At 61.2% G+C, this 21,779-nt stretch carries 19 protein-coding genes; 6 read left to right on the top strand and 13 right to left on the bottom strand.

The window, feature by feature from the left end:
- Nucleotides 1–90 precede the first annotated feature (90 nt).
- Entirely contained in the window at nt 91–843 is a 753-nt protein-coding gene (locus tag ACZYR5_RS06085; RefSeq protein WP_489088737.1) for a hypothetical protein, read from the top strand.
- 42 nt (nt 844–885) lie between these two features.
- Here the strand turns inward: ACZYR5_RS06085 and bipL are convergent, their stop codons facing one another.
- Nucleotides 886–1,833 (bottom strand): phospholipase BipL, encoded by a 948-nt coding sequence (bipL, locus tag ACZYR5_RS06080; protein ID WP_489088738.1) that lies wholly within the window; start codon nt 1,831–1,833, stop codon nt 886–888.
- Nucleotides 1,834–1,942: 109 nt separating this feature from the next.
- On the opposite strand from bipL, the gene ACZYR5_RS06075 reads away from it, so the two are divergent.
- The 3 genes from ACZYR5_RS06075 to ACZYR5_RS06065 all read left to right on the top strand — a co-directional run bounded on the left by ACZYR5_RS06075 (nt 1,943) and on the right by ACZYR5_RS06065 (nt 5,533).
- Complete coding sequence (locus ACZYR5_RS06075; RefSeq protein ID WP_489088739.1) at nt 1,943–2,521, top strand: DUF6436 domain-containing protein; 579 nt, start codon at nt 1,943–1,945, stop codon at nt 2,519–2,521.
- Between the two features lie 103 nt (nt 2,522–2,624).
- The gene (locus ACZYR5_RS06070) at nt 2,625–5,024 is read left to right on the top strand and encodes a penicillin acylase family protein (protein ID WP_489088740.1); all 2,400 of its coding nucleotides are present in this window, start codon (nt 2,625–2,627) and stop codon (nt 5,022–5,024) included.
- Nucleotides 5,025–5,191: 167 nt separating this feature from the next.
- Nucleotides 5,192–5,533: a carboxymuconolactone decarboxylase family protein gene (locus ACZYR5_RS06065; RefSeq protein ID WP_027616935.1), complete on the top strand. Its 342-nt coding sequence runs from the start codon at nt 5,192–5,194 to the stop codon at nt 5,531–5,533.
- Between the two features lie 174 nt (nt 5,534–5,707).
- On the opposite strand, the gene ACZYR5_RS06060 is transcribed toward ACZYR5_RS06065, so the two are convergent.
- The 7 genes from ACZYR5_RS06060 to ACZYR5_RS06030 form a co-directional block, all read right to left on the bottom strand.
- A complete protein-coding gene (locus tag ACZYR5_RS06060; RefSeq protein ID WP_489088741.1) occupies nt 5,708–6,598 on the bottom strand; it encodes an ABC transporter permease subunit in 891 nt (296 codons plus the stop codon).
- On the bottom strand, nt 6,595–7,476 hold the full coding sequence (locus tag ACZYR5_RS06055) for an ABC transporter permease subunit (protein ID WP_489089050.1): 882 nt from the start codon (nt 7,474–7,476) through the stop codon (nt 6,595–6,597). The genes ACZYR5_RS06060 and ACZYR5_RS06055 overlap by 4 nt, the downstream gene beginning before the upstream one ends.
- A gap of 35 nt (nt 7,477–7,511) precedes the next feature.
- The gene (locus ACZYR5_RS06050) at nt 7,512–8,654 is read right to left on the bottom strand and encodes an ABC transporter ATP-binding protein (protein ID WP_027616932.1); all 1,143 of its coding nucleotides are present in this window, start codon (nt 8,652–8,654) and stop codon (nt 7,512–7,514) included.
- A gap of 74 nt (nt 8,655–8,728) precedes the next feature.
- Entirely contained in the window at nt 8,729–9,826 is a 1,098-nt protein-coding gene (locus tag ACZYR5_RS06045; RefSeq protein WP_489088742.1) for a polyamine ABC transporter substrate-binding protein, read from the bottom strand.
- 242 nt (nt 9,827–10,068) lie between these two features.
- Nucleotides 10,069–11,181, bottom strand: coding sequence for a polyamine ABC transporter substrate-binding protein (locus ACZYR5_RS06040; protein WP_489088743.1), 1,113 nt, complete (start codon nt 11,179–11,181; stop codon nt 10,069–10,071).
- Nucleotides 11,182–11,350: 169 nt separating this feature from the next.
- Nucleotides 11,351–12,712, bottom strand: coding sequence for an aspartate aminotransferase family protein (locus ACZYR5_RS06035; RefSeq protein ID WP_489088744.1), 1,362 nt, complete (start codon nt 12,710–12,712; stop codon nt 11,351–11,353).
- A gap of 53 nt (nt 12,713–12,765) precedes the next feature.
- On the bottom strand, nt 12,766–14,124 hold the full coding sequence (locus ACZYR5_RS06030; protein ID WP_027616928.1) for a glutamine synthetase family protein: 1,359 nt from the start codon (nt 14,122–14,124) through the stop codon (nt 12,766–12,768).
- A 745-nt stretch (nt 14,125–14,869) separates the two neighbouring features.
- Here ACZYR5_RS06030 and ACZYR5_RS06025 point away from each other — a divergent pair.
- Both ACZYR5_RS06025 and ACZYR5_RS06020 read left to right on the top strand, forming a co-directional pair.
- Nucleotides 14,870–16,246 carry a glutamine synthetase family protein gene (locus ACZYR5_RS06025; protein ID WP_489088745.1) on the top strand — a complete coding sequence of 459 codons (1,377 nt, stop codon included), beginning with the start codon at nt 14,870–14,872 and terminating at the stop codon, nt 16,244–16,246.
- Between the two features lie 843 nt (nt 16,247–17,089).
- Nucleotides 17,090–17,722: a TetR/AcrR family transcriptional regulator gene (locus ACZYR5_RS06020; RefSeq protein WP_489088746.1), complete on the top strand. Its 633-nt coding sequence runs from the start codon at nt 17,090–17,092 to the stop codon at nt 17,720–17,722.
- A 48-nt stretch (nt 17,723–17,770) separates the two neighbouring features.
- On the opposite strand, the gene ACZYR5_RS06015 is transcribed toward ACZYR5_RS06020, so the two are convergent.
- The 5 genes from ACZYR5_RS06015 to ACZYR5_RS05995 are packed head-to-tail and all read right to left on the bottom strand — an operon-like array spanning nt 17,771 to nt 21,756.
- Complete coding sequence (locus ACZYR5_RS06015) at nt 17,771–17,986, bottom strand: TOBE domain-containing protein (protein WP_003213899.1); 216 nt, start codon at nt 17,984–17,986, stop codon at nt 17,771–17,773.
- Nucleotides 17,987–18,016: 30 nt separating this feature from the next.
- A complete protein-coding gene (ssuB, locus tag ACZYR5_RS06010; RefSeq protein ID WP_489088747.1) occupies nt 18,017–18,823 on the bottom strand; it encodes an aliphatic sulfonates ABC transporter ATP-binding protein in 807 nt (268 codons plus the stop codon).
- Nucleotides 18,820–19,608 (bottom strand): aliphatic sulfonate ABC transporter permease SsuC, encoded by a 789-nt coding sequence (ssuC, locus tag ACZYR5_RS06005; protein ID WP_027616924.1) that lies wholly within the window; start codon nt 19,606–19,608, stop codon nt 18,820–18,822. The genes ssuB and ssuC overlap by 4 nt, the downstream gene beginning before the upstream one ends.
- Before the next feature lie 8 nt (nt 19,609–19,616).
- Nucleotides 19,617–20,765 (bottom strand): FMNH2-dependent alkanesulfonate monooxygenase, encoded by a 1,149-nt coding sequence (ssuD, locus tag ACZYR5_RS06000; RefSeq protein ID WP_489088748.1) that lies wholly within the window; start codon nt 20,763–20,765, stop codon nt 19,617–19,619.
- 25 nt (nt 20,766–20,790) lie between these two features.
- Nucleotides 20,791–21,756 (bottom strand): sulfonate ABC transporter substrate-binding protein, encoded by a 966-nt coding sequence (locus ACZYR5_RS05995; protein WP_027616922.1) that lies wholly within the window; start codon nt 21,754–21,756, stop codon nt 20,791–20,793.
- Nucleotides 21,757–21,779 lie beyond the last annotated feature (23 nt).

Raw genomic sequence — 21,779 nt, 5'->3', positions numbered from 1 at the left:
GGATCGTCGGATATGCAGATCAACCTGATACGAATTCTCGACAACCTGTGTCTGGCCCCGGAGAATAGTCGACTGCCGACAGGAGTCCTTATGCGCCGTTTGCTTTTTTCACTGTTGATGCTCTGCACTTTCCCCTCCTGGGCAGACGGCTACGACCAGTTGTACAAGGTCGCAGGCTGGCCGGACCAGCGCGCGCACTTCAACGACGCCCTCACCGCCGCCCAACAACGCTACCAGAGCAGCCTGCCGCCAGCGGTGTTCCAGGCGTTGGTCAACAACAGCAACCAGCGCTTTGCGCCGCAGGCTGTGGATCAGCGTGCGCAGGCACAACTGCGCAAGAACCTCGCCGACCCCAAGCCGGCACTGGCATTTTTCCAGTCGGCGCTGGGGCGCAAGATCATCGCCGCGGAGTTGCTGGCGACCCGCCGCGACCAGTTGGCGAAGAACGCCAAGGGCCTGCCGAAAATCGAAGCCAGCGACACCCGCCAGTTGATCGTCGGCCACCTGGCCCAGGCGCTGCCAGCCCGCGAGGCCGGCGCCGAAGTCAGCCTGGCGATTGCCGGCGTGGCGGCGGACAGCCTGAGCCAGATGATCCCCGGCCTGCTCGGCGGCGGCCAGGCTCAGGGCATGCTCAACGGCCAGCGCCAGCGCCTGATGGAGCAGATCGGCAGCGACCTCAACAACACCCTGCTGTACGTCTATCGCGACCTGTCGGATGCCGAGCTGGAAGAGTTTGCCAACTTCGCTGAATCCACCGACGGCAAGGCTTACTACCAGGCGGCACTGGCGGCGATTCGGGCGGGGCTGGCGGTGGGGCAAAGTGCGTCGAGTCTGGCGCCGTGATTTGGGTAGCCTGCTGAATCGCTATCGCGAGCAGGCTCGCTCCTACAGATTCCGGCCTTTAATACGCCGACTCAAAAACCCGAAATACTCCTCCCGCAACGCCGCCGTTTCATTCGCCAGATGATGCCGCGCCTCCGGCAATTTCAGCACCTGTGGCCGGTCGAACTTGGCCGCCAGCACCTGCAGATTGTGTTGCCAATCCACGGTCATGTCGGCCATCCCCTGAATGATCAACGGCCGCCGCGGGCTCGCCGGCGCCGCTTCGATGCGCTTGATCCAACGCGCCAACGCCCCGACCCAGGCGGTCGGCAGGCGCTGCGGTTGCAGCGGATCGGCCTGCAGGAACGGCAGGAACGCCGGGTCGTTGGAGTTCTCGCTGAAGCGCCGGGCAATGCCTTTGACGAAGGGCCGCAGCAGGTAATAGCTCAAGCGCGACCAACCCCAGGCACGCGGCCGCACCAGCGGTGATAACAGCAGCACCTGGCCCTGCGCCGGGCTGTCGGCGCCCTGGTTGAGCACGTGGTCGATGACGATCGCCCCGCCGGTACTCTGCCCGCACAGGTGCCAGGGCTGCGGCAGGTCGATTGAGCGCGCTTCGGCGAACAGGCCTTGCAGGGTGTCCTGGTACTCGGCGAAATCGCGGATGCTCGCACGCTCGCCACTGGACAGGCCGTGCCCCGGCAAATCGCAGGCAATCACTGCGAAACCCTGATCCAGCGCCCATTCGATGACATGCCGATACAGCCCGGTGTGATCGTAGAAGCCATGGAACAGAAACAGCGTCGCCTTCGCCCTCTCGGGCCACCAGAGCTGGCTGACCACCTCATAGCCATCGACCTCGAACCGCCCCAGGCCACGGCGCAGCGTGCGTTGCGCGAAATCCAGGCCATAAAAGCGCTGATAGGCCCGCGCCTCGTCCGACAACGGCTGCGCGCACGCCAGGGGTTGCAGGCTGGCGCGCAGTTGATCGGCATTGAAGGTCACAGCCATGAGGGGATTCCAGAGCAGGCGCAGCGCGCGAAACAGACTTTATGGGCCTGCGATATTCTTCTGTCGCGCCAAGCATGGCAAGCTACGCGACCGCCAAGGATGCTTTCACATGCGCTCGCACACCCGCACGACCTTGCTTGCCACCCTGATCGCGCTGATCTGCGCCGGCGTGTTGTGGGCGGCCTACGACTGGTTCCAGGGACGCTACCTGCGTGCCTTCAGCGAGCACACCGCGGTCTTTTCCGGCGATCCGCTGCGCCTGCCCGAGCACCTCGCCGGCCCCGGCTCGATCCGCGTCGTGCACTTCTGGGACCCGTCCTGCCCGTGCAACGTCGGCAACCAGCAACACCTCGCCGAACTGCTCGAACACTACGGCCCCCAGGGCGTGCAATTTTTCGCCGTGCAAAAACCCGGCAGCCACGGCCAGTTACCCAGCACCCTCAGCGGCCTGAAAACCCTCGAAGTCCTCCCCGGCTCCACCCAGATCCCCGCCAGCCCGGCCGTGGCGATCTGGGACCGCAGCGGCAAACTCGCCTACTTCGGCCCCTACAGCGAAGGCCTGACCTGCAACTCCAGCAACAGCTTCATCGAACCGATTTTGCAGGCACTGAGCGAGGATCGTCCGGTCAGTGCAACCAATACCTTGGCGGTGGGGTGTTATTGCCCGTGGGTCAGTGAAACACCCTAGGGCATTCCGGACTTTTCAAGGTCGGGCATGCCCGGTGGGCAAGGGCTGTGCTACATCTTGACCGCCCCGACAGGCGGTATTCCAAAAAGAACAAGGAGTCTCCATGAAGCGCGTCATGACCCTGCTGGCCTTGCTGCTCGTCCTGCTCGTCGCAGGCGCCGGCTGGTATGTGTATAGCAAACAACCCACCCGCCAGGGCCAGGTGCAGTTGCAGCACCTCGAAGGCGCGGTGACGGTGCGTTATGACGAGCGTGGGGTGCCGCATATTCGCGCCACCAACGAGACCGACCTGTATCGCGCCCTCGGTTATGTGCAGGCCCAGGACCGCTTGTTTCAGATGGAGATCATGCGGCGCCTGGCCCGTGGCGAGCTGGCAGAGGTGTTGGGGCCGAAGCTGATCGACACCGACAAACTGTTCCGCAGCCTGCGCATTCGCGAGCGTGCCGAGACTTACGTGGCCGCGCTCGACAAGCAATCCCCCGAGTGGAAGGCCCTGCAGGCCTATCTGGATGGAATTAATCAGTATCAAGACAGCCACGCCGCGCCGGTGGAGTTCGACGTGCTGGGGATCCGCAAGCGGCCGTTCACCGCCCAGGACAGCATCAGTGCCGCCGGGTACATGGCCTACAGCTTTGCCGCGGCGTTTCGTACCGAGCCGGTGCTGACCTATGTGCGCGATCAACTGGGCAGCGACTACCTGAACATTTTCGACCTCGACTGGCAGCCCAAGGGCGTACTCGCCCAGAAACCCGGCTCGGCGCCGGTCCTCAGCGCCGCTGACTGGAAGGACCTCAACGCACTGGCCCGCCTCAGCGAGCAGGCGTTGGCCGAGCACGGCCTGCCGCAATTCGAAGGCAGCAATGCCTGGGCGATTGCCGGCAGTCGCACCAAAAGTGGCAAACCGCTGCTGGCCGGTGACCCGCACATTCGCTTCTCGGCACCGGCGGTGTGGTACGAGGCGCAACTGTCGGCGCCCGGCTTCGAGCTCTACGGCCACCACCAGGCGCTGGTGCCGTTCGCTTTTCTCGGCCACAACATGGATTTCGGCTGGAGCCTGACCATGTTCCAGAACGATGACCTCGACCTGATCGCCGAGAAGGTCAATCCGGACAATGCCAATCAGGTCTGGTATCGCGGGCAATGGGTCGATCTGGTCAGCACCGAGCAGCAGATCGCCGTAAAGGGTCAGGAACCAGTGACCCTGACCCTGCGCCAGTCGCCCCACGGGCCGATCATCAACGACGTGCTGGGCGCCACCGCCGGCAAAACGCCGATTGCCATGTGGTGGGCGTTTCTCGAGACGCAAAACCCGATCCTCGAAGGTTTCTACCAGCTCAACCGCGCCGACACCCTGGCCAAGGCCCGAACCGCCTCCTCCAAGGTCCAGGCACCGGGCCTGAACATCGTCTGGGCCAATGCCAAGGGCGACATCGGCTGGTGGGCCGCCGCGCAACTGCCCAAGCGTCCGGCCGGGGTCAAGCCGCAGTTCATTCTCGACGGCAGCAGTAACCAGGCGGACAAGGACGGTTTCTACCCGTTCAGCGCCAACCCCCAGGAAGAAAATCCGCCACGCGGCTACATCGTTTCCGCCAACTTCCAGCCGCTTTCCCCTACCGGCATGGAGATTCCCGGCTACTACAACCTGGCGGATCGCGGCCAGAAACTGAACCAGCAGTTGAGCGACAACACTGTGAAGTGGGACGTCGAGGGCACACAGAAATTGCAGCTGGGCACCACCACCAACTACGGTCCGCGCACGCTGGCGCCACTGTTGCCGGTATTGCGTGAAGTGGTCAGTGATCGCACCGAGTTGAAGCTGGTGGAGCAACTGGCGGCGTGGAAAGGCGACTACCCGCTGGAGTCGACCAGCGCCACGCTGTTCAACCAGTTCCTCTACGACCTGGCCTATGGCGCGCTGCACGATGAACTGGGCGACAACTTCTTCGACACCCTGCTCTCGACCCGGGTCATCGACGCCGCCCTGCCCCGGCTGGCCGCCAACGCCGACTCACCCTGGTGGAACAACCGCAGCAGCGGCACCCCACAAACCCGTGCCGAAGTGGTCAAGGCCGCCTGGAACGCCAGCCTGGCGCACCTCAAGAACACCCTGGGCGCCGACACCACGCAATGGCAATGGGGCACGGCCCACACCCTGACCCACGGTCACCCGCTGGGCATGCAGAAGCCACTGGATCGGATCTTCAACGTCGGCCCGTTCGCCGCCCCGGGCAGTCATGAAGTGCCGAACAACCTCACCGCCAAAATCGGCCCCGCACCCTGGCCGGTGACCTACGGCCCGTCGACCCGGCGCATCATCGACTTCGCCGATCCAGCCCATGCCCTGACCATCAACCCGATCGGGCAAAGCGGCGTGCCGTTCAACACGCACTATGAGGATCAGGCCGAGGCCTACATCGAAGGTATCTACCATCAGGCGCATTTCAGCGAAGAGGAAGTCGCCGCCAACACCCGCAGCACCTTGAAGCTGCTGCCGGCGCGCTGATCAGCGACGCCCGGGATCGATAGCCAACCTGGGCGGCGTTCGTCGAGCGAGTCGATTTGCGACGATTGGATGAACAACTGAGCGGATCGAGCCAACGCGTTTGGCCCGAGTGGACAACACTGTCTCTGCCACAACAGTGAACCCCAACCTGCTCAGGAGATAACGCAATGTTCAACAATTGGTCCGAACTGCTGCCCACTATCCAGAAGGCCTTCGGTGGCCTGGGCAAAACCAATCCGAAAATGGTCAAGGCCTATATGGCGCTGGGTGAAGCCGCCGAAGAGAACAACGTGCTGGATGCCAAGACCCGCGAGCTGATTTCCATCGCGGTCGCCATTACCACCCGTTGCGACGGCTGCATTGGCGTGCACACCGATGCCGCGATCAAGGCCGGCGCCACCCGCGAAGAAATCGCCGCGACCTTGGCCACGGCGATCTCGCTGAATGCCGGTGCGGCGTACGTGTTCTCGCTGCGTGCGCTGGAGGCGCATGATGCGTTGAAGGGATGAATGGCTGAAATCTATAAAACCTGTAGGAGCGAGCTTGTCGAATCGTCGCACCGTCGCGAAAAAACTTTGGACGCCGCGTGCATTCTGAATGTTCGCGTCATCGTTAGCGTCCTTCGCGGGCAAGCCCGCTCCTACAGATGGGGGTGACCACACAATGGTCCCCCCACTCCCCTATCAAACCGCCTGCGGTGCCTGCGGCCGGCGGACTTCCGGTTGTTTCCAGGAGTCGGCGGCGCTTTCTTCGATGGCTTGCTGGATCGCGCGCTTGCGGTTTTCTTCGGCACGACGGCTGAAGAACCAGACCAGGAAGGTCACGATCGACACCGCCAACAGGATCAGGCTGGCCACCGCGTTGATCTCCGGCTTCACGCCCAGGCGCACCGCCGAGAACACTTCCATCGGCAAGGTCGTCGAGCCCGGGCCCGAGACGAAGCTGGCGAGCACCAGGTCGTCGAGGGACAGGGCGAACGACATCATGCCGCCCGCGGCCAGCGACGGCGCGATCATCGGGATGGTGATCAGGAAGAACACCTTCCACGGCCGCGCACCGAGGTCCATGGCCGCCTCTTCGATGGACATGTCCAGCTCACGCAGACGGGCCGACACCACCACCGCGACATAGGCCGCGCAGAACGTGGTGTGGGCGATCCAGATGGTCACCAGGCCACGCTCCTGTGGCCAGCCGATCATTTGCGCCATGGCCACGAACAGCAGCAACAGCGACAAACCGGTGATCACTTCCGGCATCACCAAGGGTGCGGTAACCAGGCCGCCAAACAGCGTGCGGCCCTTGAAGTGGGTGATCCGGGTCAGCACGAACGCTGCCAGGGTCCCCAGCGCCACCGCGGCAATCGCGGTGTAGCAGGCGATTTCCAGCGAGCGCACCACCGAGCCCATCAGCTGGGTGTTGTCCAGCAGGCCGACGTACCACTTGATCGACCAGCCGCCCCACACCGTCACCAGTTTCGAGGCGTTGAACGAGTAGATCACCAGGATCAACATCGGCAGGTAGATGAACAACAGACCCACGACCAGCATCAGGCTGGAGAAACGGAAGCGCTTCATTCTTTACCCTCCATTTCCTTGGCCTGACTGCGGTTGAACAGGATGATCGGCACAATCAGGATTGCCAGCATCACCACTGCCAGGGCGGACGCCACCGGCCAGTCACGGTTGTTGAAGAACTCTTGCCAGAGCACTTTACCGATCATCAGGGTTTCCGGACCGCCGAGCAGTTCCGGGATCACGAACTCACCCACCACCGGGATGAACACCAGCATGCAGCCGGCGATGATGCCGTTCTTCGACAGTGGAATAGTGATTTTCCAGAAGCTGTTGAAGGTGCTGGAACCCAGGTCGGAAGCCGCCTCCAGCAGGCTGGTATCGTGCTTCACCAGGTTGGCGTAGAGCGGCAGGATCATGAACGGCAGGTACGAATAGACCACGCCGATATACACCGCCAGGTTGGTGTTGAGGATCTGCAGCGGTTCGTTGATCCAGCCCATGCTCATCAGGAAACCGTTGAGCAGGCCGTTGTTGCTGAGGATACCCATCCACGCATAGACGCGGATCAGGATCGCGGTCCAGGTCGGCATCATGATCAGCAGCACCAGCACGGTCTGCATTTCCTTGCGCGCACTGGCGATGGCGTAGGCCATCGGGTAACCGATCAGCAGGCAGAGGATGGTGCTGATCAGCGCCATCTTCAGCGAGCCGAGGTAGGCGGCGATGTACAGCTCATCCTCACTGAGCAACACGTAGTTGCCGAGGTTGAGCAGCACCTGCAGCTTCTGTTCAACGAAACTGTAGATCTCGGTGTACGGCGGAATGGCCACGTCTGCTTCGGCGAAGCTGATCTTCAGGACGATGAAGAACGGCAGCATGAAGAACAGGAACAGCCAGAGGAACGGAACCCCGATGACCAACTGACGGCCACCGGGAATTATTCGACTGAATCGGCGTTTGAGCTTTCGCATGTTCATGAGCGCAGTACCACGCCGCTGTCGTCTTCCCACCAGACGTAGACCTGGTCACCCCAGGTTGGCCGCTGGCCGCGACGCTCGGCGTTGGCGACGAACGACTGCACCAGCTTGCCGCTCGGCAGTTCGACGTAGAACACCGAGTGGCCGCCCAGGTAGGCAATGTCATGCACCTTGCCGCTCGACCAGTTGTACTCGCAGGTTGGCATGTCGGCGGTAACCAGCAGCTTCTCCGGACGAATCGCGTAGGTCACCGACTTGTCCTGGACCGAAGTGCTGATGCCGTGGCCGACGTAGATATTGCGGTCCAGGTCCTTGCAGGTGATCAGGGCGTGACCCTCGGCATCGTCCACCACTTCACCTTCGAAGATGTTGACGTTGCCGATGAATTCGCAGACCAGGCGGCTGGTCGGGGTTTCGTAGATGTCGATCGGGCTGCCGATCTGGGCGATCCAGCCCAGGTGCATGATCGCGATGCGCTCGGCCATGGTCATGGCCTCTTCCTGGTCGTGGGTCACCATCACGCAGGTCACGCCAACGCGCTCGATGATCTCAACCAGTTCCAGCTGCATCTGCGAGCGCAGTTTCTTGTCGAGTGCGCCCATCGGTTCGTCGAGCAGCAGCAGCTTCGGACGCTTGGCCAGGGAACGGGCCAGGGCCACGCGCTGACGCTGGCCGCCGGAAAGCTGGTGCGGCTTGCGCTTGGCGTACTGGCTCATCTGTACCAGCTTGAGCATCTCGGCTACACGGGCGTCGATCTCGGCGGCCGGGATCTTGTCCTGCTTGAGGCCGAAGGCGATGTTCTGCGCCACGGTCATGTGCGGGAACAACGCATAGGATTGGAACATCATGTTGATCGGCCGCTCGTACGGCGGCATATCGGTGATGTCCACGCCATCGAGGAAGATTCGCCCTTCGGTCGGTCGCTCGAAGCCGGCGAGCATGCGCAGCAAGGTCGATTTGCCCGAACCCGATCCGCCGAGCAAGGCGAAGATTTCGCCTTTCTTGATTTCCAGGGACACATCGTCCACGGCAATCGTCTCGTCGAACTTCTTCGTGACCCGGTCGATTTTGACCAACACCTGTTTCGGTGTCTGGTCGCCCTCGAGGGCTTTCTTATAGGCGCCGGAGGCAACTGCCATTTACGAAACTCCCAAAACAAAAGAGTGCAGTTCGCTCAAGGTGAGCCAACCTTGGATAGATTGAGCCTTTGTCACTATTTACCCGACTTGACCTTGGTCCAGCTGCGGGTCATCAGCCGTTGAATGTTCGGCGGCAACTCGATCGACACATAGGTCTTGTCGAGCACGGCCTGGGGTGGATAGACCGATTCGTCTTCGCGGATCGACTGCTCCATCAACTTGTCCGACGCCGGGTTCGGGTTGGCGTAACCCACGTAGTCGCTGACCTGGGCAATCACTTCAGGCTTGAGCAGGTAGTTGATGAAGGCATGAGCCTGTTTGACGTTGGCCGAATCCTTGGGAATCGCCAGCATGTCGAACCACAGGGCGCCGCCCTCTTTCGGAATCGAGTAAGCGATGTTCACGCCCTTCTTCGCTTCCGCCGCACGGTTTTTCGCCTGGAACATGTCGCCGGAGAAGCCGATCGCCACACAGATGTCGCCGTTGGCCAGGTCGCCGATGTACTTGGAAGAGTGGAAGTAGGTCACGTAAGGGCGCACCGCAAGCAACTTGGCTTCGGCCTTTTTGTAGTCCTCGGGGTCGGTGCTGTTGGCATTCAGGCCCATGTAGTTGAGAACAGTCGGCATCATCTCGTCAGCCGAATCGAGGAACGCGACACCGCAGCTTTGCAGCTTCTTGATGTTTTCCGGCTCGAACACCGCGGCCCAGGAGTCGATCTTGTCGACGCCCAGCACCTCTTTGATCTTGTCGACGTTGTAGCCGATGCCGTTGGTGCCCCACAGGTACGGCACGGCATACAGGTTGCCCGGGTCGTTCTGTTCCAGGCGCTTGAGCAGCACCGGATCGAGGTTGCTGTAGTTGGGCAACAGCGACTTGTCGAGCTTCTGGAACGCCCCGGCCTTGATCTGTTTGCCGAGGAAGTGGTTGGACGGCACCACCACGTCATAGCCGGTGCGCCCGGCCAGCAACTTGCCTTCCAGGGTTTCGTTGGAATCGAACACGTCATACACCGGCTTGATGCCCGTGGCTTTCTGGAAGTCCGCCAGGGTGATCTCGCCGATGTAATCGGACCAGTTATAAATATGCACGGTGCCGGCGGCTTGAACACTGGCAGCCAGTGTCAACCCGGCGCCAACCAGCATGGCTTTGCGCAACAAAGAAAAAATGGCCACGTGGAGGTCCTCTCTCAAATTAGTTGGGCGCAAGTTGCCCAGCGTTACCGGACAGCCGTGGCTGCCCGGCAACAAAACCGGCGCGCAACTTACCCTCGATAAACCGATCCAGCAAACTTTAAAAAGATCCCTGTACTTGTAGGAGCGAGCTTGCTCGCGAAGAACGTCGCCACACCGTGGAGTGTCAGACACTCCGCATCATCATTGACGACCATCGCGAGCAAGCAAGCCCCTACACAGGCTTATTTACCCGATTTGATCTTGGTCCAGCTGCGAGTCAGGATCCGCTGGGTCGCGGCCGGCAGGTCGGCAATCGCGTACAGCTTGGCCAGCACGTCTGCCGGTGGGTAAACGCCCGGGTCGCTGGTGATGTCTTTATCAACCAGTGGGGTTGCAGCAGCGTTACCGTTCGGGAAGCGTACGGCGTTAGTGATTTCCGCCATGATTTCCGGCTTCTGCAGGAAGGTCATGAACTTGTAGGCGCCTTCGACGTTTTCGGCATCTTTAGGGATGGCGACCATGTCGTAGAAGCTGCCTGCACCTTCTTTGGGAATGTTGTAGCTGACCTTGACCTTGTCACCGGCTTCAGCGGCGCGGGTCTTGGCCTGGTAGATGTCACCCGAGTAGCCGATCGCCACGCAGATGTTGCCGTTGGCCAGGTCGGAAATGTACTTGGAGGAGTGGAAGTAACCGATCGAAGGACGGACTTTGAGGAACAGTGCCTCGGCCTCGGCCAGTTGTTTCTTGTCCTGGCTGTCGGTTGGATAACCCAGGTAGTGCAGGGCCACCGGAATCATCTCGGTTGGCGAATCCAGCACGCTGATGCCACAGGATTTCAGCTTGGCGGCGTTTTCCGGCTTGAAGATCAGGTCCCAGGAGTTGGTCGGTGCATCCGGCCCCAGTGCGGCCTTGACCTTCTCGGCGTTGAAGCCGATACCGATCGAGCCCCACATGTACGGGAAGGCGTGCTCGTTACCCGGGTCGCTGACCGAAACGGCCTTGAGCAGATCGGTGTTCAGGTTCTTCCAGTTCGGCAGCTTGGACTTGTCCAGCTTCTGGTAGACGCCGGCCTTGATCTGCTTGGCCAGGAAGTTGTTCGAAGGCACCACGATGTCGTAACCGGACTTGCCGGCCAGCAACTTGGCTTCGAGGGTTTCATTACTGTCGAAGACGTCGTAGACCACCTTGATGCCCGACTCGTCTTCAAACTTCTTGATGGTGTCCGGCGCGATGTAATCGGACCAGTTATACACGTGCAAGACTTTGTCATCTGCTTGAACCGCGCTCGCCATGATGCCCATCAGGGACATGGCAAGGAGTGTCTTGCCGGCGAGCTTTTTACCGAGTGCCTTCATGCGTAATGCTCCAAATTTCTGCTTTTTTGAACCACCTGTTCCGCGCCGAACCCGGGCATTTGGAACGGTGGCTAGTCTGGCAACATCCATGGCGGTCTTTCAAGGAAAGGCCAAGCTTTCTGACCGCTCTGAACGAAAGTTCATACAACTTCCGCTCAGAGCCTAGCACTTAGCCCTGCAACACACTCAGGGTCAGGTCCAGGCACTTGCGTGCCTTGCTCACCAGCTCATCGATTTCCGCCTTGGTAATCACCAGTGGCGGCGCGATGATCATGGTGTCACCGACCGCGCGCATGATCAGCCCGTTGTCGAAGCAGAACTGCCGGCAGATCATGCCCACGCCCTTGCCCTCGTAACGCTTGCGCGTGGCTTTGTCCTGAACCAGTTCGATGGCGCCCAGCAGCCCTACCCCGCGAACTTCACCCACCAATGGATGATCGTTGAGTTCACGCAGACGCTTTTGCAAATACGGTGCCGTTTCTTCCTGGACGCGCTCGATAATCTTCTCTTCGCGCATGATGCGGATGTTTTCCAGGGCAACGGCCGCCGCCACCGGGTGACCGGAGTAGGTGAAGCCGTGGTTGAAATCGCCACCTTCATTCAGCACTTCGACCACCGAATCGCGCACGATCAGGCCACCCATCGGGATGTAGCCGGAGGTCAGACCCTTGGCGATGGTCATCATGTCGGGCTTGAGGTCGTAGAAATCACTGCCGAACCACTCGCCGGTACGGCCGAAACCGCAGATCACTTCGTCGGCGACGAACAGGATGTCGTACTTGGCGAGGATTTCCTTGATGCGCGGCCAGTAGCTTTCTGGCGGCACGATCACGCCGCCGGCGCCCTGGATCGGCTCGGCAATGAAGGCGCCGACGTTGTCGACACCGACCTCGAGAATCTTTTCTTCCAACTGGTTGGCCGCCCAGATCCCGAATTCTTCCGGGCTCATGTCGCCGCCTTCACCGAACCAGTAAGGCTGTGGAATGTGCACGATGCCCGGGATCGGCAAGTCGCCCTGTTCGTGCATGTAGGTCATGCCGCCCAGGCTGGCGCCGGCCACGGTCGAACCGTGGTAGCCGTTCTTGCGGCTGATGATGACTTTCTTGTTCGGCTGGCCTTTGATCGCCCAGTAGTGGCGGACCATGCGCAGCATGGTGTCGTTGCCTTCAGAGCCGGAACCGGTGAAAAACACGTGGTTCATGCCTGCTGGCGCGATATCGGAGATCGCCTTGGCCAGTTCGAGGACGGGCGGGTGAGCGGTCTGGAAGAACAGGTTGTAGTACGGCAACTCGCGCATCTGCTTGCTGGCAGCCTCGGCCAATTCATCGCGACCGTAGCCGATGGCCACGCACCACAGGCCAGCCATGCCGTCGAGGATCTGGTTGCCTTCGCTGTCCCACAGGTAAACGCCCTTGGCGCTGGTGATGACGCGCGGGCCTTTTTCCTTCAGCTGTTTGAAGTCACTGAAGGGGGCCAGGTGGTGTTCGGCGCTCAGGTTCTGCCATTCACGGGTTTGCGGGTTGTTGCTCATAAAGCTCTCCTAGTGAGGTGAGAGTGCGGCTTTTGAGGGCCGCACCCGGCGTGTCAGACGGCGAACAACAGGAATTCCCGTTCCCATGAGCTGATCACGCGCTTGAAGTTTTCATGCTCGGCCCGCTTGACCGCGACGTAGCCAGTGATGAAGTTGTGACCCAGGTATTTCTCGATGGTCTTGCTGTTTTCCATGCGCTCCAGAGCGTCTTCGATGGTCAGCGGCAGACGCAGGTTGCGCCGCTCGTAACCACGGCCGACCACCGGTGCGCTTGGGTTGATGCCTTCGACCATGCCGATGTAGCCGCACAGCAAGCTCGCGGCGATCGCCAGGTAGGGGTTGGCGTCGGCACCCGGCAGGCGGTTTTCCACCCGACGGTTTTGTGGACCGGCATCCGGCACCCGCAGGCCCACGGTGCGGTTTTCTTCGCCCCACTCGACGTTCACCGGCGCCGAGGTGTCCGGCAGGAAGCGGCGGAACGAGTTGACGTTGGGCGCGAACAGCGGCAGCAGTTCAGGGATGAATTTCTGCAGGCCGCCGATGTGGTTGAGGAACAACTGGCTCATGCTCCCGTCTTCATTGGAGAAGACGTTCTTGCCGGTCTCGATGTCAATGATGCTCTGGTGCAGGTGCATGGCACTGCCAGGCTCGCCGGTCATCGGCTTGGCCATGAAGGTGGCGGCCACGTTGTGCTTGAGCGCGGCCTCGCGCATGGTGCGCTTGAACACCAGGATCTGGTCGGCCAGTGACAGCGCGTCACCGTGACGGAAGTTGATTTCCATCTGCGCCGTGCCGTCTTCGTGGATCAGCGTATCGAGGTCCAGCTCCTGCAGTTCGCACCAGTCGTAGACGTCTTCGAACAGCGGGTCGAATTCGTTGGCCGCTTCGATGGAGAACGACTGGCGACCGATTTCCGGACGCCCGGAACGGCCCACCGGCGGTTGCAACGGGTAGTCCGGGTCGTCGCTGCGCTTGGTCAGGTAGAACTCCATTTCCGGCGCGACGATTGGCTGCCAGCCCTTGTCGGAATAGAGCTTGAGGACCTTCTTGAGGACGTTGCGTGGCGACAGCTCGATCGGGTTGCCCTGCTTGTCGTAGGTGTCGTGGATCACCTGCGCGGTCGGCTCGATGGCCCAAGGCACAAGGAACACCGCGTTCTGGTCGGGGCGGCAGATCATGTCGATGTCGGCCGGGTCGAGCAGTTCGTAATAGATGTCGTCTTCGACATAGTCGCCCGTCACTGTCTGCAACAGCACGCTCTCGGGCAGGCGCATGCCTTTTTCGGCAATGAACTTGTTGGTTGGCGAAATCTTGCCGCGGGTGATCCCGGTCAAGTCGCCAATCATGCATTCGACTTCTGTGATCTTGTGGTCTTTCAACCAATCGGTGAGCTGGTCGAGGTTGTTACTCATAAATGCCTCTGGGCTGAGTGTCCCGGCTTCATTAGGGGCCGGGCGTTGTTTGACGCATCCGCGTCGCGTTGGCAGTCCTGGGAGACGCCCAGGACCTGCGAGCTAGAGCTTACCTGCCCTGGTGACTGGCTGTGCAAGCCTGATGCAAAAGCCGTGCGTGCAGAAACCGCAACAGCACGGCGTGGCATTAAGCGGGAAGTTGAATCGCGTGCAGAATCATGGGCAACTCCCGCAGTTCGCGCAGGGCCGCTATAGTGAATAGGTTCTACAGTTGATGAAGACCGGGTAAATAACCGCTGCTGCGGTGCGTCCAGAATAACGGACGCCGACAGCCATTTCGGCACCGTCGACAGGCCTGTGGCCCTTGCGCTTGATGCGCGGACGAAGCTGTCGCCATTGATATGGCAAGCCTGCAGGCCGATCTGCACAGAGCAGGTGGCGATGCCGTTTGACGGCCGGCGAGACATGAAACACCCCGGTATTATTGCTGTTATGGGTTTGATCCGAGCTTAGCCTTGTTCATTTTTTTACACAACACCCCCGTAAAAAATACAACACGGCCCGCTCAAACCCGCGGCTGGCAAAGAAGGGAAAGGCATTAAAACGCCCCAAACTGCCTCAGAAATGCCTTACGAGCGCTTTTTTAGGGCAAAAAAGCCCTCGCTTGACTTCAGCATGCCGTTCGGGTTGACTGGAATCCGAAAAGATCAATGATTGATATTTTTAACAACAAAGGTGTTGCATCATGTCGGTACCCCCGCGTGCCGTTCAGCTTAACGAAGCGAACGCGTTCCTTAAGGAACATCCTGAGGTTCTGTACGTTGACCTTCTGATTGCGGATATGAATGGTGTGGTGCGCGGCAAGCGCATCGAACGCACCAGTCTCCACAAGGTTTACGAGAAAGGCATCAACCTGCCGGCCTCCCTCTTTGCCCTGGATATCAACGGCTCTACGGTGGAAAGCACCGGCCTGGGCCTGGACATCGGTGATGCTGACCGAATCTGCTATCCAATCCCTGACACCCTGTGCAACGAGCCCTGGCAGAAGCGCCCTACCGCGCAACTGCTGATGACCATGCACGAACTCGAAGGCGAACCTTTCTTCGCCGACCCGCGTGAAGTGCTGGCCAATGTCGTGCGCAAGTTCGACGAAATGGGCCTGACCATCTGCGCCGCGTTCGAACTGGAGTTCTACCTGATCGACCAGGAGAACGTGAACGGTCGTCCGCAGCCGCCGCGCTCACCGGTATCCGGTAAACGCCCGCATTCGACCCAGGTCTACCTGATCGACGACCTCGACGAATACGTCGACTGCCTCCAGGACATTCTGGAAGGTGCAAAAGAGCAAGGCATCCCGGCTGACGCCATCGTCAAGGAAAGTGCCCCGGCGCAGTTCGAAGTGAACCTGCACCACGTCGCCGACCCGATCAAGGCCTGCGACTACGCCGTACTGCTCAAGCGCCTGATCAAGAACATCGCCTACGACCATGAAATGGACACCACTTTCATGGCCAAGCCTTACCCGGGCCAGGCGGGCAACGGTCTACACGTGCACATTTCGATTCTTGATAAAGACGGCAAGAATATTTTTGCCAGCGAGGATCCCGAGCAGAACGCCGCACTGCGTCACGCGATCGGCGGTGTGCTCGAGACCCTACCGGCGCAGATGGCCTTCCTCTGCCCGAACGTCAACTCCTACCGTCGTTTCGGCGCCCAGTTCTACGTGCCGAACTCGCCGAGCTGGGGCCTGGACAACCGCACCGTGGCCCTGCGCGTACCGACCGGCGCCGCCGACGCGGTGCGCCTGGAACACCGGGTCGCCGGTGCCGATGCCAACCCGTACCTGCTGATGGCTTCGGTCCTGGCCGGCGTGCACCACGGCCTGACCAACCAGATCGAGCCGCCACCGCCGACGGAGGGCAACAGCTACGAGCAGAACGAGCAGAGCCTGCCGAACAACCTGCGCGACGCCTTGCGCGAGCTGGACGACAGCGAGGTCATGGCCAAGTACATCGATCCGAAATACATCGATATCTTCGTCGCCTGTAAAGAGAGTGAGCTGGAGGAGTTCGAACACTCCATCTCCGACCTCGAGTACAACTGGTACCTGCATACCGTTTAAGCGGTTGCTCTGAAAAACGCCGCCAGCTGTTGAAGCCTGCGGCGTTTTTTTATGGCCGCCATTGCGGCGATGCGACAACCCGACAGGCCCGCTCCCACAGTTTTTTGCCAGCCACAAATCTTGAGACACCAAGACCTCTGTAGGAGCTGGCTTGCCAGCGAACGAAACAACGCGGTTTATCAGGTCCGCTACCTTCGCCGGCAAGCCGGCTCCTACAGGGTTTGGGTTGGTCACAACATCCAATAAATCCACAACCTCTGTAGGAGCTGGCTTGCCAGCGAACGAAACAACGCGGTTTATCAGGTCCGCCGCCTTCGCCGGCAAGCCGGCTCCTACAGGGTTTGGGTTGGTCACAACATCCAATGCATCCGCAATCTCTGTAGGAGCTGGCTTGCCAGCGAACGAAACAACGCGGTTTATCAGGTCCGCTGCCTTCGCCGGCAAGCCGGCTCCTACAGGGTTTCGGGTTGGTCACAACGTCCAATACATCCGCAATCTCTGTAGGAGCTGGCTTGCCAGCGAACGAAACAACGCGGTTTATCAGGTCCGCTGCCTTCGCCGGCAAGCCGGCTCCTACAGGGTTTCGGGTTGGTCACAACATCCAATGCATCCGCAATCTCTGTAGGAGCTGGCTTGCCAGCGAACGAAACAACGCGGTTTATCAGGTCCGCTGCCTTCGCCGGCAAGCCGGCTCCTGCAGGGTTTCGGGTTGGTCACAACGTCCAATACATCCGCAAACCTGTGGGAGCGAGCCTGTCGGGTCGCCGCATCGTCGCGATGGCGTCCTGGCAGACAACACCCAACCCGCCTCGTACAATGCCCGCTGCCCTGTAGGAGAGTTCAATGACCCGCATCGCCACCGCCCGCAAACCCCGCGCACGCAGCCAGGCCCGCATCGACTCGATTCTCGACGCGGCCCGCACCTTGCTGGCGGCCGAGGGCGTGGCCAGTCTGTCGATCTACAGCGTGGCCGAACGCGCCGAGATCCCGCCCTCCTCGGTCTACCACTTCTTCGCCAGCGTCCCGGCCTTGCTCGAGGCCCTGACCGCCGACGTCCACGCCGCGTTTCGCGCCTGCCTGCAAGCACCGATCGACAGCCAGACGCTGTACAGCTGGCGCGACCTGTCGCGGCTGGTGGAAGAACGCATGCTGGTCATCTACAGCGAAGACGCCGCCGCTCGCCAGTTGATCCTGGCCCAGCATGGCCTGACCGAAGTGACCCAGGCCGACCGCCAGCACGACATCGAGCTGGGCGACCTGATGCACAAGCTGTTCGACCATCACTTCGAACTGCCGAGACTGCCCGAGGATGTCGACGTATTCGCCCTGGCCATGGAGCTCGGCGACCGGGTCTACGCTCGCTCGGTGCAGCAACACGGGCAAATCACCCCGCGCATGGCCGAGGAAGGCATGCGCGTGTTTGACGCCTACCTGGGGCTGTACCTGCCGCCCTACCTGCCCAAGCGCCAGGCATGAAAAACCCCGAAGGGTTCACACCCGTCGGGGTTGCTCGTTGCGCACCGCTTACAACTTGGCGATCGAAACCTCGGTGGATTTGACGAAGGCGATCACTTCACTGCCGATCACCAGTTCCAGCTCTTTTACCGAGCGCGTGGTGATCACCGACGTGACGATGCCCGAGGCGGTCTGCACGTCGATTTCCGACAGCACGTCGCCTTCGACGATTTCCTTGATGGTGCCTTTGAATTGGTTACGGACGTTGATGGCTTTGATAGTCATGAGCTTGATTCCTGTCTTGAGAAAGTAAGGTTATTGCGCCCAGCGCAGTTGCGTAGGCAAGGGTGAAACAGGTTCCGGCTCAGGCGGTACGCCCGGCACGGCCAACACTCGGTTGAGCACTTCGGTTTCCAGCGCTGCCAGTCGATATGAGCCCCGGGCCCGTGGGCGCGGCAGTTCGACGTGCAGGTCCAGGCCAATCTCGCCCTCTTCGATCAGCAGCACCCGGTCGGCAATCGCCACCGCTTCGCTGACGTCGTGGGTCACCAGCAATACGGTGAAGCCATGTTGCTGCCACAAGCGCTCGATCAGTTGCTGCATCTCGATCCGGGTCAGGGCATCCAGCGCACCCAAAGGCTCGTCGAGCAACAACAGACGTGGTTTGTGGATCAAGGCACGAGCCAAGGCCACGCGCTGCTTCTGTCCGCCGGACAAGGCGGCCGGCCACTCATGGGCACGATCCGCCAGGCCCACCGCTTCCAGGGCATCCAGCGCCTGTTGCTGCCAATTGCCCTTGAGGCCGAGACCGACGTTGTCGATGACCTTTTTCCACGGCAGCAAGCGCGCTTCCTGGAACATCAGCCGGGTGTCTTCCCGCGCTTCGCTGAGCGCTGCGGAACCAGCAAGCAGTTCGCCCTCAGTGGGTTGATCGAGACCGGCCAGCAAGCGCAGCAAGGTGCTCTTGCCGCAGCCGCTGCGACCGACCACGGCGACAAACTGCCCGGCCGGAATGTGCAGATCGATCTCGCGCAGCACCTGCCGCGCGCCAAAGGTCTTTTGCAGCTTGCGCACCACCAGCGGAATCCCGCGCAGCAAGCGCGGCGGTTGTTGAGCCGTCATGCCGCACCTCCCTTGACCACTTGATAGGCCGGATGCCAACGCAACCACACGCGCTCCAGACCGCGAGCCGCGAGGTCGGCCAACTTGCCGAGTACCGCGTACAAAACAATCGCCAGCACCACCACGTCGGTTTGCAGGAACTCCCGGGCATTCATCGCCAGGTAGCCGATGCCGGAGCTGGCGGAAATGGTTTCGGCAACGATCAGCGTCAACCACATGAAGCCCAGGGCAAAACGCACGCCCACCAGAATCGAGGGCAGCGCGCCCGGCAGAATCACCTGGCGGAACAGGCTGAACCCACTCAGGCCGTAACTGCGAGCCATCTCCACCAGCGCCGGGTCGACATTACGAATGCCGTGGTAGGTGTTGAGGTAGATCGGGAACAAGGTGCCCAGGGCCACCAGGAAAATCTTCGCCGACTCGTCGATACCGAACCACAGGATCACCAGTGGGATCAGCGCCAGGTGCGGCACGTTGCGGATCATCTGTACCGAACTGTCGAGCAAGCGCTCGCCCCACTTCGACAGGCCGGTGATAAACCCCAACGCCAGGCCGATCCCGCCGCCGATGACAAAACCGAGGCCGGCGCGCCAGCCGCTGATGGCCAGGTGTTTCCAGATTTCGCCGCTCTGCACCAGGTTCACACCGGCCTCGATTACCGCGATCGGCGCCGGCAGAATCCGCGTCGACAACCAGCCCGCCGACACCGACAACTGCCACACCGCCAGCAACAACAACGGCAAGGCCCAGGGCGCAAGGCTGTGGATAAGGGTTTGCTTCTTCATGACGCGCCTCAGCTCTGCGACGCGGCTTTGGGAAGAATGTCGTTGGCCACCATCTCGCCGAACGGGCTGACATAACCGGCACTTTTCGGCAGTTCGGGACGTACCACATCCAGATGCGGGAACAGCAGTTCAGCCACCCGGTACGACTCTTCCAGGTGTGGATAACCGGAGAAGATAAAAGTGTCGATACCCAGCTCCGCGTACTCCTTGACCCGCGCTGCCACAGTCGAACCATCACCCACCAGCGCCGTACCCGCGCCACCGCGCACCAGGCCAACCCCGGCCCACAGGTTGGGGCTGACTTCCAGGTTGTCACGACTGCCGCCATGCAAGGCGGCCATGCGCTGCTGGCCCACCGAATCGAAACGCGCCAGGGAGGCCTGGGCGCGGGCAATGGTATCGTCGTCCAGGTGCGAGATCAGTCGATCCGCTGCCTGCCAGGCTTCGGCGTTGGTCTCGCGGACAATCACGTGCAGACGAATGCCAAAGCGCACCGTGCGCCCAAGCTTTGCGGCTTTCTCGCGCACCAGGGCGATCTTCTCGGCCACCGCAGCCGGCGGCTCGCCCCAAGTCAGGACCATTTCCACCTGCTCGGCGGCCAGATCCTGTGCGGCTTCCGACGAGCCGCCAAAATACAGCGGCGGACGCGGCTGCTGGATCGGCGGATAGAGCAATTTCGCGCCCTTCACGCTGATGTGCTCGCCGTCGTAGTCGACCGTCTCGCCTTCCAGCACACGGCGCCAGATGCGGGTGAATTCCACCGAGGCCTGGTAACGCTCCTCGTGAGTCAAAAACAGACCATCGCCGGCCAATTCTTCCGGATCGCCGCCCGTCACCAGGTTGAACAGCGCACGGCCACCGGACAAGCGATCCAGGGTCGCCGCCTGCCGCGCCGCCACAGTCGGCGAAATGATCCCGGGGCGCAGGGCAACCAGGAACTTCAGGCGCTGGGTCACCGGAATCAACGAGGCGGCAACCAGCCACGAATCTTCGCAGGAGCGTCCGGTGGGGATCAGCACCCCGCCGAAGCCCAGGCGATCCGCCGCTTGCGCGACTTGTTGCAGGTAGCCATGGTCAACGGCGCGAGCGCCTTCAGCGGTGCCAAGGTAATGGCCGTCGCCGTGGGTAGGCAGGAACCAGAAAATATTGAGGCTCATGGAGTGGTCTCCTTGGGAAGTCGGATTACTGTGCGTTGGCAACGGTCGCCGGTGGCGTCCAGATCACGTCTTTGATGCTCAGGGGTTTGGGAATCAATTTGAGCTGGTAGAAGCTGTCGGCGATTTTCTGCTGCGCCGCGACCACTTCCGGGGTGAGGAAATGCGCGCCGTAGCCCTGGCGTTTCACCGAGGTCAAGGTGATGTCGGCAGGCAGGCCAAGCAGCGGTGCGACCTGTTTGGTCACGTCTTCGGGGTTGGCTTGCGACCACTCACCGACAGCGCGCACCTGATCCACCAGGGTCTTGATCACCGCCGGGTGTTGCTCGGCATACGGCTTGGTGGCCAGGTAGAACTGATGGTTGTCGACGATGCCCTTGCCGTCACGCAGGGTGCGCGCCTGCAGTTGCTGTTCGGCGGCGGCCTGGTACGGGTCCCAGATCACCCAGGCGTCCACGCTGCCGCGCTCGAAGGCGGCACGGGCATCGGCCGGTGGCAGGAAGACGGTCTGGATATCGCTGTATTTGAGGCCGGCGTCTTCCAGAGCGCGCACCAGCAGGTAGTGCACGTTGGAGCCCTTGTTGAGCACGACTTTCTTGCCCTTGAGGTCCTGCACCGACTTGATCGCCGAATCCTTCGGCACCAGGATCGCTTCGCTATGAGGCGCTGGTGGTTCGTAGGCGACGTAGAGCAGATTGGCACCGGCTGCCTGGGCGAACACTGGCGGGGTTTCGCCGGTCACGCCGAAGTCGATCGAGCCGACGTTCAGGCCTTCAAGCAGTTGCGGGCCGCCTGGGAACTCGGTCCATTGCACATCGACGCCCTGGGCGGCGAGGCTCTTTTCCAGGGTGCCCTTGGCCTTGAGCAGCACCAGGGTGCCGTATTTCTGATAGCCGATCCGCAGGGTTTCGGCCTGAGCTTGAGTAATGGCGCCGAAGGACACAGCCGCAACAAACAGAGCGACCAGACCGCGACGCAAAATGACAGGGCGCATGGCGCTCTCCTTTTTGCAGTAGG

It is taken from the genome of Pseudomonas sp. F007 (assembly GCF_057814275.1).
Note: the sequence above shows the minus strand (reverse complement) of the source record. Positions and strands in the feature narration are given on the sequence as shown.

Excerpts from the sequence above, each read along its gene's own strand:
- ACZYR5_RS06085 (WP_489088737.1), top strand. The coding sequence starts at position 91 with ATGCGCCGTTTGCTTTTTTCACTGTTGATGCTCTGCACTTTCCCCTCC.
- bipL (WP_489088738.1), bottom strand. The coding sequence starts at position 1,833 with ATGGCTGTGACCTTCAATGCCGATCAACTGCGCGCCAGCCTGCAACCC.
- ACZYR5_RS06075 (WP_489088739.1), top strand. The coding sequence starts at position 1,943 with ATGCGCTCGCACACCCGCACGACCTTGCTTGCCACCCTGATCGCGCTG.
- ACZYR5_RS06070 (WP_489088740.1), top strand. The coding sequence starts at position 2,625 with ATGAAGCGCGTCATGACCCTGCTGGCCTTGCTGCTCGTCCTGCTCGTC.
- ACZYR5_RS06065 (WP_027616935.1), top strand. The coding sequence starts at position 5,192 with ATGTTCAACAATTGGTCCGAACTGCTGCCCACTATCCAGAAGGCCTTC.
- ACZYR5_RS06060 (WP_489088741.1), bottom strand. The coding sequence starts at position 6,598 with ATGAAGCGCTTCCGTTTCTCCAGCCTGATGCTGGTCGTGGGTCTGTTG.
- ACZYR5_RS06050 (WP_027616932.1), bottom strand. The coding sequence starts at position 8,654 with ATGGCAGTTGCCTCCGGCGCCTATAAGAAAGCCCTCGAGGGCGACCAG.
- ACZYR5_RS06040 (WP_489088743.1), bottom strand. The coding sequence starts at position 11,181 with ATGAAGGCACTCGGTAAAAAGCTCGCCGGCAAGACACTCCTTGCCATG.
- ACZYR5_RS06035 (WP_489088744.1), bottom strand. The coding sequence starts at position 12,712 with ATGAGCAACAACCCGCAAACCCGTGAATGGCAGAACCTGAGCGCCGAA.
- ACZYR5_RS06030 (WP_027616928.1), bottom strand. The coding sequence starts at position 14,124 with ATGAGTAACAACCTCGACCAGCTCACCGATTGGTTGAAAGACCACAAG.
- ACZYR5_RS06025 (WP_489088745.1), top strand. The coding sequence starts at position 14,870 with ATGTCGGTACCCCCGCGTGCCGTTCAGCTTAACGAAGCGAACGCGTTC.
- ACZYR5_RS06020 (WP_489088746.1), top strand. The coding sequence starts at position 17,090 with ATGACCCGCATCGCCACCGCCCGCAAACCCCGCGCACGCAGCCAGGCC.
- ACZYR5_RS06015 (WP_003213899.1), bottom strand. The coding sequence starts at position 17,986 with ATGACTATCAAAGCCATCAACGTCCGTAACCAATTCAAAGGCACCATC.
- ssuB (WP_489088747.1), bottom strand. The coding sequence starts at position 18,823 with ATGACGGCTCAACAACCGCCGCGCTTGCTGCGCGGGATTCCGCTGGTG.
- ssuC (WP_027616924.1), bottom strand. The coding sequence starts at position 19,608 with ATGAAGAAGCAAACCCTTATCCACAGCCTTGCGCCCTGGGCCTTGCCG.
- ssuD (WP_489088748.1), bottom strand. The coding sequence starts at position 20,765 with ATGAGCCTCAATATTTTCTGGTTCCTGCCTACCCACGGCGACGGCCAT.
- ACZYR5_RS05995 (WP_027616922.1), bottom strand. The coding sequence starts at position 21,756 with ATGCGCCCTGTCATTTTGCGTCGCGGTCTGGTCGCTCTGTTTGTTGCG.